A 12927-nucleotide genomic window follows, 5' to 3' on the forward strand; every position below is an offset into this window, starting at 1 on the left:
AGGTGAGCGTAATGATGCCAGCACTACAGACGCAGTACAAGAAGAAGTGGAGCATAGGCCGAGTCATCATGTATAGTTGCCTTGCTGCATTTAGCGTGTTTTGCCTAATCCCGTTAGTTGTCGTCCTGTCGGCTTCCTTATCTGAGGAACAAGCGCTGGCTACACTTGGCTATTCCTTACTTCCACATGACTTCACATGGCTTGCATACGAGTATGTATTCAAGCAGCCGGAGACCATCCTTCGTGCGTATGGGGTGACCATCTTCGTAACCGTAGTCGGTACGATAGCCAGTGTTATCGTGAATGCATTGCTCGCCTATCCGCTGTCCCGCAAGTATTTTAAGCTGAAGGGGCCGCTCACGTTTTATGTTTTTTTCACCATGCTGTTCAGCGGGGGGCTCGTGCCTTACTATATTGTCATCTCCCAGATCTTCCACTTGAGAGATACGCTGGCGGTACTCATCGTTCCGATGCTGGTCACGCCCTTCTATATTCTCCTCATGCGAACCTTCTTCTCCCAGCTGCCTGAGGAAGTGATGGAATCGGCGAAGCTGGAGGGGGCAGGGGAATACCGGCTGTTCTTCCAGCTTGTCCTCCCTCTGTCCACCCCGGTGCTGGCTACGGTCGGCTTGTTCTATAGCTTGAGCTTCTGGAACGAATATATGATGGCGCTGCTCTTCATTGACAACTTGAACCTGAGGCCGCTGCAGCTGCTCCTATTCAACTTAATTTCAAGCGTGGAGTCGATGAAAATGCTGCCAATGACAACCGGGGCACAGCTGCCGGCCTTGACCATTCGCATGGCAACCGCTATTGTTGCGATTGGACCTATCGTATTTGTTTATGTGTTTTTCCAGAAATATTTCGTTCGCGGCTTAACGGTTGGAGCGCTTAAGGGGTAACCGCAGCATTCGCCTGATTTTGTTGCTGGGAGCGGGATTCTGAAGCATAGTATTGCAGCAAAAAGCTATTTTTTGCTGTAGGCAGCGACGGCTTCGCTCCCTTATAGTCGGGTTGTGGATGCCAGAGAGCAACCATCGCATATCTAAGAATGTTAGGGGAGGCTTCAGCAAATGGCTGCAAAAAAAGGGAAACAAGCAAGACGGGCAGGACTAATCCTGCTGGCTATGATGATGAGTCTTGCGCTGCTGCTCAGTGCATGCTCGTCGAACAATGGGAATGGAACAGCCAGCAATGGCAATCAAGGCAGCGAGTCAGAGAACAGCGCTTCACCAGAGCCGTCAACAGAGCCTCTGAAGGAAGTAGAGCTCAGCTACTACTACCTGACCTTCTCCGAGCAGACGGATGTAGCAGCCGTGCAAGCGGAAGTGAACAAGATTACGAAGGAGAAGATCAACGCTACCGTGAAGCTGTATCCGCTTACTTGGGATAACTTCGCTCAGAAGGTCAACGTGATGTCAGCAGCGGGTGATCCGTTCGACCTCGTGTTCACAGCGGCCTGGCTGCCGAACAGCTACTACACGAGCGTAGCGAAGAATGCCTTCCTGCCCATGGATGACCTGCTGGACAAGTACGCTCCTACTGTGAAGAGCTCCTTCACTGACAAGCTGTGGGATGGTACCCGTGTGAATGGCAAGATCTATGGTTCCATTAATAAGCAGATTATGGCCATGCCAACCGGTGTAGCTGTGCGTACGGACTTAGCTGAGAAGTATAAGCTGGATCCTAACAGCGTGAAGAGGTACAACGATATGGAGCCCTTCTATGAGCAAGTCATTAAGGGAGAGGGCGGCAAGGTTCACCCGATCTATGAGCTGAACTTCAGCCGTGACCCTGGGTATTCGAATATGGACGCAATTGGTGATACTAGCTTGCCTGGCTGGGTATCAAGCGAGGCGACGGATGAATTGAAGGTCGTTAACCAATATGAATCCCAAGCATTCAAGGACTGGATGGCTATGACGAATGGCTGGTTCAAGAAGGGCTACCTCTTCTTCGACGACTTCCTGCCTAACATTGACAATACACCTAAGATGAAGGCAGGCGGCTTCGCGTCCATGCTGGGCAAGCCGATTAAGCCGGGTGTCGCGTCGGAGGAGAAGAATCGCTTCGCTCAAGACTTCACGTATATTCCGTTAACTAAGGCGACGATCACTTCAACGACGGCTACTCTGACCGCCATCTCTCGCACGTCCAAGAATCCAGAGCGGGCGGCTATGCTCATCGAGCTGCTTAACACAGATAAGGAATTGTACAATCTGATGTGCTTCGGTATCGAAGGCAAGCACTACAAGCTGGTTGATGGTCAAGTAGCCGAAGCGATTGCCGACAGCGGCTACGGTCCGAATACGGACTGGATCTTCGGCAATCAATTCAACGCGTACTATCGTTCCAAGGGAGATGTCGGCAACTGGGAGAAGACGGAGGAGATCAACAACTCTGCAGAGGTATCCCCGCTGCTCGGATTCAACTTCAATCCAGAGCCGATCAAGACAGAGGCTGCCCAGGTTGCTGCGGTCATGAAGGAATTCGACCATCTGGAGCTTGGTGTCGTAGATATTGATAAGCAGTATCCGAAGTTCCTAGACAAGCTGAAGAAGGCTGGAGCAGACAAGATTATTGCGGAGAAGCAGAAGCAGCTGGACGAGTGGCTGGCTGCGCAGAAGTAGAGCTGAAGCTCTAGCTCGCATAATAATGAATATAGGCGTTTCAGAATGCTCCGGCATTTTGAATCGCCTTTTTCATTAACGCCGAATAGCCCCCGCCATGTCATCATGATGAGGGCTGTTCGGCATCTAGCAATCGGTGGTAACTGCTGTTATTGCATCAAGCCGAGCAGATAGGTCGATAGTGGGGCAATTGCGCCTTGCATATTTGCTGCGACGATGATCATCATGAGTAGAGATAGAGCAACCGTAGCGACTCCACATACCAGATATGCTCGTTCTTTGAATGTCCATTTTATAGGAGCTACTCGAGATTTTTTAATGAGTGCAGTCCAGATCCTTTTACTCAGCATCACGAACAATAGGAGTAAGACTCCGCAGACTATAGCTTTTGTGCTATGAAACTCAAACCGTCCATGAATACCTTCTCTAATATCGGGTGGTATGTTTTCACTGCCGGACTTTACCCACTCACTGAAGCTATGGCGTTGATCGTTCATATTGGTACTCCTTTCATAGAAAAAAATAACTCAACAAATAATGAAAAGCCATGTACGGGGTTTAACACATTGGATACATTTGCAGCGACAATCAGCATCATGAATAAGGCGACCGTGCTGCTTAACATCCCAAAGGAAAAGTATACTTTTCTTTCAAAGCCCCATCTCAATTCATTGGTCTTAGACGTTTGTTTGAACCTAATCCAAAAATAAATACTCAGCCATGCAAATGCGAGCACGATACAACTGCCGACAATGACAAGCACAGCATGATAGTTGGCATCATCATCGATAATCAAATTCATGACAGGATTCGTTTGGTAAGAACCTGATTCCATTGATTCGTTTAGCGTGCGTTGCAACTCGTTCATTTCGTTTCCTCATTTCTTTTTTGTACGCAGTGAAAATCATAACATAATTTAGAGCGCAACTGTAATCATCCTCTTCCTCCCAACTCCGTTGCACCGGTGTAGTTTTCGTTGAGCTCGTGGATTGAGCTGGAATAGGTCCAGGCGTATGATGAAGCTATACAACAGAGACAAGGAAGAGAGGGGACATCCTATGAGATTAGCCGGACAATTGCTGAAGCGCTTACGCGGAGAATGGGATATTCAGCTTATGATGCTCCCGGGTATACTGCTTATTTTCGTATTCAGCTACATCCCGATGTACGGAGTTCTCATGGCCTTCCAGGATTACAACCTGTTCCGCGGGTTCGGAGACAGCCCTTGGGTGGGCACGAAGCACTTCCGCATGTTCTTCGATTCTCCGGATTTCTGGAAGATTATGAGGAATACCATTGTTGTCAGTATGCTTAAGCTGTTCATCTCCTTCCCGGCACCGATCGTTCTGGCACTCATGCTGAATGAGGTAGGGAAGATGTTCTTCAAGCGATTAATACAGACGGTTAGTTACCTCCCTCACTTCATCTCTTGGGTCGTCGTCGGCGGGTTCACGATCTCGTTGCTGTCCGTAGATAACGGAAGTGTGAATATCCTGCTCATGAAGCTTGGGATGATTGATGAGCCGATCAACTGGTTGTCGGAGCCAAGCTACTTCTGGGGTATTCTCATCTCGGCCAATGTGTGGAAGGAGATCGGATTCGCGTCCATTGTCTACCTTGCAGCTATTGCGAGCATTGACCCGCATCTGTATGAAGCGGCTGCGATGGATGGAGCGAGCAAGTTCCGGCAGATGTTCTCAGTTACGCTGCCAAGCATCCTGCCTGTCATCCTGATCTTCATGATTCTTGCCGTCGGCAACATCTTGAATGCAGGGTTCGAGGATATCCTCATCCTGACGAACAATGGCGCGAATGCGATCGTCCGAGACGTCTCGGATGTCATCGACACTTATGTGTATCGTACAGGTATTCAGAATCAGCGCTTCTCCTATGCGGCAGCGGTTGGACTGTTCAAGGCGGTGCTCAGCGTAGGGCTGCTCGTGTCAGCGAACCAGCTTGCACGGAGATTCGGCCATAGCTTGTGGTAGTCTACTAATCGTCATTACGAGGAATTGAGGGTTGTCTACATGATGAAGTTAAGCCGCGGTGAGAAGAGCTTCCAAGTCGTCATCTATCTCCTGCTCAGCCTTCTAGGCTTCGTTACCCTATATCCGTTCTGGAATGCAATCGTCATCTCCTTCAATTCAGGCTCGGACACCGCATTCGGCGGCGTTACCTTCTGGCCGAGAGAGTTCACCACAGAGAATTATAAGCTGGTGTTCGGCGATGGCAGACTGACTCACGGATTTCTAGTGTCGGTCCTTCGAGTGGTTACAGGAACCGTGCTATCCATCGTATTCACCTCTATGCTGGCTTACGGCTTGTCTAAGAGCAATATTTTGTTCAAAAAAGGCTACATGATGTACTGTGTGGTTACGATGTTCTTCAGCGGAGGATTAATTCCATTCTTCATGCTTAACCGTGAGCTGCACCTCAACAACACGTTCTGGGTACTCGTGATTCCAACGATTATATCGGTATGGAATATGATTATATTCCGAACCTTCTTCATGGAGCTGCCCGACGGTCTTGAAGAATCGGCTAGAATTGACGGCTGCAGCAACTTCGGTACCTTCGTCCGAATTGTCGTTCCGGTATCGGGTCCCGTATTCGCCACCTTGTCTCTTTTCACGGCCATCTACCATTGGAATGATTGGTTCACAGCGACCATCTTCATTAACAAGATGGACCTGCTGCCCATCTCGTCCATACTTCAGCAGATTCTTAATTCGAATCTAGCTACGGAGATGCTGGCTGCTCAGACAGGCGGTAATGCATCGGCAATCGACGCAGCGAACCGTGCAGCTAGTGTGACGAGCAAGTCACTCAGTATGGCAACCATGATCGTGGCGACCTTGCCTATCATCTTAGTGTATCCATTCCTGCAGAAGTACTTCGTCAAGGGTGTGCTGGTTGGTTCGCTTAAGGGCTAGACTGGCTTCAGGCGGCGTTCGCGTCCGTACAGGACTCCGCCTGAGCCTATCTATATAGACAATAATGAGAGGGGTTACATGGCATGAGAGCAAAAAAAGTGGTCGGATCTGTACTAGTTCTATTACTCACCGCAACAGCAACATTGACAGCTTGCAGCAACAGCAATGATAAGAATACTCCGGCTAATAATGGAGGAACGAACAATGGCGGCAAGGAAGGCACGGAGCAATCTGCTGCGTTCACCCTTGGCAGCCAGCCGCTTAACTTCAGCTTCTATGGCAATTATGACTGGATGACGACAGCGCCTTGGGGTGAAGATATTCCTTCACAATGGCTGCGAGATGAGATGAAGATTACCGTTGAGCCGATTCAATCGGGCGGAGCTGCGCAGCAGAAGATGAGCACGATGCTCGCTGGCGATGACCTGCCGGACGTCATCATGCTAGACCGCGGAGCTGATGTTGAGAAGCTCGTAACGGCAGGTAAGCTCGTAGCATTCGATGAGTATCTGGATAAGTATCCGAATCTGAAGAAGTGGGCCGGCGAAGAGACACTGAACATGCTTCGCTCCTCAGACGGCAAGCTGTATCAGTTCCCGAACTGGTATACGACAACGCCTAACGGCAATGCAGGCTACTTGATTAACCGTAAGATCTACAAGGAGCTGGGCTCTCCTAAGCTGGTGACGTTCGATGACTTGTACGCATACCTGAAGTCGGTGAAGGAGAAGTATCCGAATGTCGTGCCTCTGGAGACCGATGTGGAAGGTCAAGGGGTTAATATTCTGGCATCCGGATTCGCTGAAGATTATGTGACGACATGGATTGGTGAGCGCGGAGTACCGAGCGGAGATAAGTTCGTGTCCCTCTTCTCTGATCCAACGTTCGTGGAGACAATGCAGTACAGCTCCAAGCTGTTCCGTGAGAAGCTGATTACGCAAGATACGCTTACGCAGAAGAAGGAGCAGATTACGGAGAAAATTAAAGCTGGCCGCGTGGCTGTCTATGTAAGCTACTCTGTGCTGGAGCCATCTGTTGCAGAAGCGAACAACACGATGCGTGCGGCTGACCCAGACAGCGGATATGATGTAATCTGGCCGCTGCACAAGGCGGGTCTGGACAAGAACAAGATCTATCCGAACACCTTCAACAAGCTGGGCTGGAACGTTAACGTCATTACGACGGCTGCCGAGAATCCGGAAGGAATCTTCGCCTATCTCGATTGGCTGACAGGTCCTGAAGGAACGTCAACGGTATTCTACGGTCCGAAGGGCAAGTACTGGTCTGAGCTGGATGAGAATGAATATCCTAAGTTGAATGACACTTGGTTCAGCACACCGCAAGCAGACAAGGATAAGGAGAAGCTCGGGGCTGTTATGCTTACAGGTAATACAACTTATCTGGATACGATGAAGATGAGCTTGGAACAGAAAATGAAGCCGGAGCAGCGTCAGTGGACGAATACGATGCAATCCACCATCACTTGGAAAACCTCTAAGGATCTAACGCCGTTCGTTAACCTTAATCCGAGCGGTGATTCCGAAGAAGGTATCGCTAAGACAGCTGTAGATGATATCTTCAAGAAATACTTCGCACAAGCGCTGTTCGCAAAAAGCGATGATGAAGTCGTTGCTGTCTTGAAAAAAGCAGAAGCAGAAGCGAACGCACAAGGCTATGAAAAGCTGCTGGCTTACAAAACGAAGATGTGGCAATAAAACGTGGCTAAGCTGGCTGGCAAATAGGCTTAAGCTTATAATCTCAGATATATCAAAATAGGCGCGGGGAAGATAAACTATAGGTATATCTTACCCGCGCTTGCTGTATGTTGCGGGCATGCTAGAGAGGGTGACAGACGTGTATCGGGTAGTACTTGCAGATGATGAAATGCTGGATCTGGAAGGGATGGAGAGACTGCTGCCATGGCAGGAGCTCGGGATGGAGGTCGTATGCGCAGCGTCCAATGGATTCGAAGCGCTTGATTATCTTCGTCAAGAGAAGGCGGATATTCTCGTATCGGATATTCGTATGCCCATCATGTCAGGTCTGGAGCTTGTCCGGCTAGCTAAGGAGCTGCAGCCAGAGCTGCAGGTGCTGTTCGTCAGCGGACATGAGGACTTCCAGTATGCGAAGCAGGCCATTGAGATGAATGCTCATGGCTATGTGCTGAAGCCGGTAGATGATAAGGAGCTCATCCGCTTGCTTGGCGAAGTAAGGCATGGATTAGACGATCGTGTGAAGCGAAGCCGGCTAGAGCAAGCCTATCAGGAGACGATACCTCTTGCCTTGAACGAGCTGCTGCTCAGATGGTTCCGGGGCGAAGCAACCTACGAGTCAGTGTCCGCCTACCTGGAAGAAGCAGGCATTCCATCCACCGCAGGGGAGGTGCAGGCTGCTCTCGTAGAGGTGGACGATCTAGGTCTGAAGTGGGGAGGAGGCAGTGAGGAAGAGCGCACTCGCTTCTTGTCCAGATGGAGTCACTTCATTCAGGAGTATGCGGGGTCAAGTGATATTGTCCTACAGATTCGAGTGGAGCCATTCGTCATGCTGCTGGTGCTCCGAGAGAGTGATGGGCTAGCTAAGCTCCAGGAGCTGCTTCAGCTCGTTCGCGACACGCTTGCGCTTACTGTCACTATCGGATTATCGAATGCGGTGAGCGGCATCGATCAGCTGCCCCTTGCCTATAGCGAGGCACGAACTGCCCTTGACTACAAGATCTTCTGCGGGAAGAACAGAGTCATTACCCCTCATGATACTCAGGACCTGCTTCTTCGCGAAGTGAACGACCTTGACGAGGTGCTTAATCAGCTATTCTCAGCTATGTCTCAGTATGAGCTTGTCCGCGTAGACGACTGCCTGGAAGAACTGTTCGTCATGATCAAGCAGCTTGGCAAGAAGCTTACGGTTCATAACTTCACCTTGTATATTATATCGAAGCTGGATACTTATCTGGCGGGCCTCAACGAGAATCTTCAGAGTATTCTAGGCATTCCGTTCAACCAACTGGATATTCTGTTCCACTTCGAGACGGTGGATGATATTCAATCGTGGCTCAGGAGAAGGCTGTTCGAGATCTCGGAGCTGCTGCAGCTTAAGAAGGCGAAGAAGAACTCCAAGATTATTAGCGAGATTGAAGAGTATGTGGAAGGGAAGCTTGGCGGCAATATCGTCCTAAGAGACGTAGCAGAGCAATTCTCCTTCTCCCCGAATTACCTCGGACATCTGTTCAAGGAGGAGACGGGCACCAACTTCAGCGACTATGTCGTCCGCAGGAAGATGGAGAAGGCGCATGAGCTGCTGCAGGACCCGAGGCTTAAGGTATATGAAGTAGCTTCGCAGGTGGGGTACAAGAATCTGACCCACTTCAACAAGCTGTTCAAGGAACGTTACGGGGTCACTCCGAACGAATACCGGAGGCAAGCTTAGCGGATGATTCTGAACAAGCTTAGAAGGCTGATCAACGGTCGAAGCGACTATCTATCGTTCGGCTACAAGCTGATGATCTCATATCTGATCTTCGTCCTTATTCCGGTAAGCACCGTAGGCTACTTCGCCTATCGCACTTCAGTCGAATCCATTCGTGAGCAGGCAAGGGATAACCTGCATGGAACGCTGCTGCAGATGCGGGATAATATTACGTACAAGTCAGAAGAGATGAAGAAGATCTCTGACCAGCTGTTCTTCGACCTAACGCTGCAGAAGATGCTTCGGACGTATCGTGCCGGATGGACCTCGTATGAGACGCTTCAGAGTTATATTCTGCCTACTCTGCACAATGCAGTTACTCGCGACAGCAGCCGTATGCAGATGCGAATCTACTTCGATGAGGAGACCGTCCCTGAGATCTATGAGGGCACGGATTCGACCAAGAATCCTCTTGCGGACGTGAGCAGATTCGATCTCTATCACCTTAGCCGGCTTGCAGACAAGGAGTGGTTCCAGAGTCTTCCTTGGGCCTCAGACGGTGCTATTCCAGTGAAGGCCTACAAGGGCAATGAATATACCTGGCGTCAGGTAGAGAATGACAGCACCTACAATAATCTGTCCATGATTCGCAGGATGATTGACTTCGACAAGCAGAGCACCTTCGGATTAATTCGTATTATTACGGAGCTGGATTATCTGCTGGCTGCTGCTGACTATCACAAGATTAGTGACAACAGCGGAATCGTGGTCCTGGATGAGCATGAACGACCCTTGCATTCTTCAGGCAGTCCCGAGGTGCTTGCTAACATGGAGGCTAATATTCCACTCAGCAGCGACTCCCTAAGGATTGAAGAGAATCTGCCAGGATTGAATTGGAAGCTGATTGCCTTCATTCCGAACGAAGTGCTGGAGAGGGATGCCAAGAAGGTACGGAATATTACGCTGCTCGTATGCTTCATCAGTGTGATTGTCCTGCTTGTCATTGGAGCATTCATCTCCAGATACTTCTCCGTTCGAGTGCAGAAGGTCATCACGTCAATGAATGCGCTGAGAAGCGGAGAGTTCACCAAGCGAATCTATTACAGTGGATCCAGCAAGGATGAGTTCACCCAGATTGCCGATGCGTTCAACAAGATGGGCACAGATATTGATGAGCTGATCCAGGAAGTGTATCTGGCGAACATTCAGAAGAAGGAAGCGGAGCTGGAGACTCTCCAAGCGCAGATTAATCCACATTTTCTATACAACACGCTGTCCTCCATCTCTCGTCTGGCGAAGTTCGGGGAGATCGACAAGCTGCATGACATGGTCATGGGGCTGGCTAAGTTCTATCGGCTCACTCTGAATGAGGGCAAGACGCTTATTCCAATCATGAAGGAGCTTGAGCAAGCGAAGACCTATATCGAGATCCAACAGATTAAGTATAGGGACAAGCTGGAAGTGTGGTACGACATTAAGGCTGAAGTGTTCGGCCATGAGACGATTAAGATCATCATTCAACCGTTCATTGAGAATGCGCTGGAGCATGCCTTCTTCGGCAGCAGGATGACTATCAAGCTATGTGCGTATGTGGAGAATGACCGAATTGTATTCCTCATCATTGATGACGGGATAGGCATGAGCAAGGATCAACTGGAGGAGTCGGTCTCGACAAGCCGTCATTCCAACGGATATGGCATCAGGAACGTTGATGAGCGAATCAAGCTGCAGTATGGACCAGATTACGGAGTGACCTTCGGCAGCGGGGTCGGCATTGGAACGACAGTCAGAATTGAGATTCCTGCCAATAAGACAGGGAGCAGCCAGTAGGCGGCTCCCTGTCCACAACAAGGTCAAGCCCAGGCTAATACAGCCGGGGCTTGACCGCGTATATGGGAGCTTGACCGCGTATAACGTAGCTTGCAGCAGAATAAGTTAGAAGCATTGCTAGTTGCTTGCTAACTTAAGGCTGCAGGGCAGCCTGACAAGGGAGGGCGAAGCCGTGAGGCTGCTGCCTAGAGCGAATCCGAATATTGTGATTGTCGTTATTCCGGCGTATGTGTTCAAGCAATTCGTCATCGTGGATCTGGTCGGCAGCAGCGTCATCTATTGGGCATTCGACCGATACTTGCAATCGGTGCCTGTCGCTACGATCTGGAGCATCGGAGCTCCCATAATAGTGAATCGCCAGCTGAAGTGGATGAGACGGAGGAAGCATCGCTAGCTGGCGGCTGATTACAGCCCTAGCAGATCGGTTAATAGTTGGGGAACACAATTCCGATAGAGGAGGCGTTACCCATGGCAGAATACAACCATATTGTGGACAGAGAAGGTCAAGTGGCCGAGGAGCAGGTGGGGGGAGCAATGGACCGCATCGGCTCGGACAAGAAGGATGAGATCTTGCGCAACTTCGACGAATTCAGGCAATACTTAGCGAAGCGAATTCAGCTGGCAGAGAAGCTTGGTCTCAGCGAGGAGCAGCTCGCCAGGACAGCGGAGAAGGTGGGGGATTACCTTGCTGCCAACGAAGAGCCTCGCAATCAAGAGGAGAAGCTCCTTCAAGAGCTGTGGAAGGCAGGCAATCAGGAAGAGCGGCACAAGCTGGCTCATATCCTTGTGAAGTTCGCCCAAGCATCGGCGTGAATAGTCCATACCTATCAGAACCCTAAGAGGGGAACAACTTCTTAGGGTTCTTTTTTTTGCAATACATGAGCGGCATTAGGGCAATAAACTCATTATAGGAATTGGAATACGGTGAGATGTTCGTTATAATGGTTCATAGTGAAGCAGCAGGAGCTGCGCGGGGCGGCAATCATGGTTATGAGGACTGCCCTAATCTACCAACTAAGGAGCAATTATTCTCATGGAAAAGGTACTTGTCTTCGGACACAAAAATCCCGATACAGATACAATCTGTTCGGCCATTGCTTATGCAGAACTGAAGGTTAAGCTGGGCGTAGATGCGGAAGCGGTTCGCCTTGGCGAAGTAAGCGGCGAGACTCAGTATGCGCTAGACACGTTCAAGAAGGCTGCTCCTCGTCTAGTGGAGACGGTAGCGAACGAAGTGAACGGCGTTATTCTCGTTGACCACAATGAGCGCCAGCAGAGCGCAGCCGATATCGATCAAGTACGCGTATTGGAAGTCATCGATCACCACCGGATTGCCAACTTCGAGACAAGCCAGCCTCTGTACTTCCGCGCGGAGCCGGTTGGCTGCACGGCAACGATCCTGAACAAGCTGTACAAGGAGAATGGCGTAGCGATTCCGAAGGAAACGGCGGGACTTATGCTGTCGGCGATCATCTCTGATTCCCTGCTGTTCAAGTCCCCAACCTGCACGGAGCAGGACGTTGCTGCTGCTCACGAGCTGGCTGAGATTGCAGGCGTAGATGCGCAGGCATACGGACTTGAGATGCTGAAGGCTGGCGCGGACCTGAGCGACAAGTCGATCGCACAGCTGCTGTCGCTGGATGCGAAGGAGTTCTCAATGGGCAGTGCGAAGGTTGAGATTGCTCAAGTGAACGCGGTTGACGTGAATGATGTCTTGTCGAAGCAAGCGGAGCTGGAAGCAGCAATCTCCGATATCGTAGCAAGCAAGGGGCTGGACCTGTTCGTATTCGTCGTAACGGACATTCTGAACAATGATTCCGTTGCCCTGGCACTAGGCGCTAAGTCTGCAGCGGTAGAGGCGGCATACGGTGTGAAGCTGGAAGACAACAAGGCGCTTCTGAAGGGCGTTGTATCCCGCAAGTCGCAGATCGTTCCTGTCCTGACAGAGACGCTGAGCAAGTAAGTTCTATAGATGAGATGAACAGAGGACTGTTAGATTGGCCGGGGGAACCTTGGCTGGTCTGCAGTCCTCTTTTTTCTGGGCGTAGGCGTGGTGTGGACAAGGTGTTGACTCGACATGGCAGGGACTGCAAGGGTACAGTATACTATACGAGTATAGCTAGAATCCAATA

At 50.3% G+C, this 12927-nt stretch carries 12 protein-coding genes; 10 read left to right on the forward strand and 2 right to left on the reverse strand.

All coding sequences use genetic code 11. The features are described 5' to 3' along the window. The first annotated feature begins 11 nt into the window (after positions 1-11). Positions 12-902 (forward strand): carbohydrate ABC transporter permease, encoded by an 891-nt coding sequence (locus tag ACFO9Q_RS18550; RefSeq protein ID WP_379184838.1) that lies wholly within the window; start codon positions 12-14, stop codon positions 900-902. A 171-nt stretch (positions 903-1073) separates the two neighbouring features. Continuing rightward, positions 1074-2630 (forward strand): ABC transporter substrate-binding protein, encoded by a 1557-nt coding sequence (locus ACFO9Q_RS18555; protein WP_379184840.1) that lies wholly within the window; start codon positions 1074-1076, stop codon positions 2628-2630. Positions 2631-2779: 149 nt separating this feature from the next. Here ACFO9Q_RS18555 and ACFO9Q_RS18560 read toward each other — a convergent pair whose 3' ends face one another. Together ACFO9Q_RS18560 and ACFO9Q_RS18565 are read right to left on the reverse strand one after the other, a co-directional pair. After that, positions 2780-3127, reverse strand: a complete 348-nt coding sequence (locus ACFO9Q_RS18560; RefSeq protein WP_379184842.1) for a hypothetical protein — start codon at positions 3125-3127, stop codon at positions 2780-2782. Continuing rightward, a complete protein-coding gene (locus tag ACFO9Q_RS18565; RefSeq protein ID WP_379184844.1) occupies positions 3124-3498 on the reverse strand; it encodes a hypothetical protein in 375 nt (124 codons plus the stop codon). The genes ACFO9Q_RS18560 and ACFO9Q_RS18565 overlap by 4 nt, the downstream gene beginning before the upstream one ends. 190 nt (positions 3499-3688) lie before the next feature. On the opposite strand from ACFO9Q_RS18565, the gene ACFO9Q_RS18570 reads away from it, so the two are divergent. The 8 genes from ACFO9Q_RS18570 (at position 3689) to ACFO9Q_RS18605 (ending at position 12758) form a co-directional block, all read left to right on the forward strand. Beyond that, on the forward strand, positions 3689-4618 hold the full coding sequence (locus tag ACFO9Q_RS18570) for an ABC transporter permease (RefSeq protein WP_379184846.1): 930 nt from the start codon (positions 3689-3691) through the stop codon (positions 4616-4618). A 39-nt stretch (positions 4619-4657) separates the two neighbouring features. Continuing rightward, a complete protein-coding gene (locus tag ACFO9Q_RS18575) occupies positions 4658-5563 on the forward strand; it encodes a carbohydrate ABC transporter permease (RefSeq protein ID WP_379184849.1) in 906 nt (301 codons plus the stop codon). Between the two features lie 83 nt (positions 5564-5646). Continuing rightward, the gene (locus ACFO9Q_RS18580) at positions 5647-7278 is read left to right on the forward strand and encodes an extracellular solute-binding protein (protein ID WP_379184851.1); all 1632 of its coding nucleotides are present in this window, start codon (positions 5647-5649) and stop codon (positions 7276-7278) included. A 139-nt stretch (positions 7279-7417) separates the two neighbouring features. Further along, positions 7418-8986: a response regulator gene (locus ACFO9Q_RS18585; protein ID WP_379184853.1), complete on the forward strand. Its 1569-nt coding sequence runs from the start codon at positions 7418-7420 to the stop codon at positions 8984-8986. A gap of 3 nt (positions 8987-8989) precedes the next feature. Beyond that, positions 8990-10795, forward strand: coding sequence for a sensor histidine kinase (locus tag ACFO9Q_RS18590; RefSeq protein ID WP_379184855.1), 1806 nt, complete (start codon positions 8990-8992; stop codon positions 10793-10795). Between the two features lie 121 nt (positions 10796-10916). Then, positions 10917-11189: a hypothetical protein gene (locus ACFO9Q_RS18595; protein ID WP_379184858.1), complete on the forward strand. Its 273-nt coding sequence runs from the start codon at positions 10917-10919 to the stop codon at positions 11187-11189. Positions 11190-11263: 74 nt separating this feature from the next. Continuing rightward, entirely contained in the window at positions 11264-11608 is a 345-nt protein-coding gene (locus tag ACFO9Q_RS18600) for a DUF3243 domain-containing protein (protein WP_379184860.1), read from the forward strand. 220 nt (positions 11609-11828) lie between these two features. Continuing rightward, a complete protein-coding gene (locus ACFO9Q_RS18605) occupies positions 11829-12758 on the forward strand; it encodes a manganese-dependent inorganic pyrophosphatase (RefSeq protein WP_379184862.1) in 930 nt (309 codons plus the stop codon). Positions 12759-12927: the final 169 nt, after the last annotated feature.

The organism is Paenibacillus sp. GCM10023252, from assembly GCF_042653305.1.
Classification (GTDB): domain Bacteria; phylum Bacillota; class Bacilli; order Paenibacillales; family Paenibacillaceae; genus Pristimantibacillus.

What these genes read in the sequence shown, in the direction of transcription:
- ACFO9Q_RS18550 (WP_379184838.1), top strand. Translation starts at nt 12, where the DNA reads ATGATGCCAGCACTACAGACGCAGTACAAGAAGAAGTGGAGCATAGGC.
- ACFO9Q_RS18555 (WP_379184840.1), top strand. Translation starts at nt 1,074, where the DNA reads ATGGCTGCAAAAAAAGGGAAACAAGCAAGACGGGCAGGACTAATCCTG.
- ACFO9Q_RS18560 (WP_379184842.1), bottom strand. Translation starts at nt 3,127, where the DNA reads ATGAACGATCAACGCCATAGCTTCAGTGAGTGGGTAAAGTCCGGCAGT.
- ACFO9Q_RS18565 (WP_379184844.1), bottom strand. Translation starts at nt 3,498, where the DNA reads ATGAACGAGTTGCAACGCACGCTAAACGAATCAATGGAATCAGGTTCT.
- ACFO9Q_RS18570 (WP_379184846.1), top strand. Translation starts at nt 3,689, where the DNA reads ATGAGATTAGCCGGACAATTGCTGAAGCGCTTACGCGGAGAATGGGAT.
- ACFO9Q_RS18575 (WP_379184849.1), top strand. Translation starts at nt 4,658, where the DNA reads ATGATGAAGTTAAGCCGCGGTGAGAAGAGCTTCCAAGTCGTCATCTAT.
- ACFO9Q_RS18580 (WP_379184851.1), top strand. Translation starts at nt 5,647, where the DNA reads ATGAGAGCAAAAAAAGTGGTCGGATCTGTACTAGTTCTATTACTCACC.
- ACFO9Q_RS18590 (WP_379184855.1), top strand. Translation starts at nt 8,990, where the DNA reads ATGATTCTGAACAAGCTTAGAAGGCTGATCAACGGTCGAAGCGACTAT.
- ACFO9Q_RS18600 (WP_379184860.1), top strand. Translation starts at nt 11,264, where the DNA reads ATGGCAGAATACAACCATATTGTGGACAGAGAAGGTCAAGTGGCCGAG.
- ACFO9Q_RS18605 (WP_379184862.1), top strand. Translation starts at nt 11,829, where the DNA reads ATGGAAAAGGTACTTGTCTTCGGACACAAAAATCCCGATACAGATACA.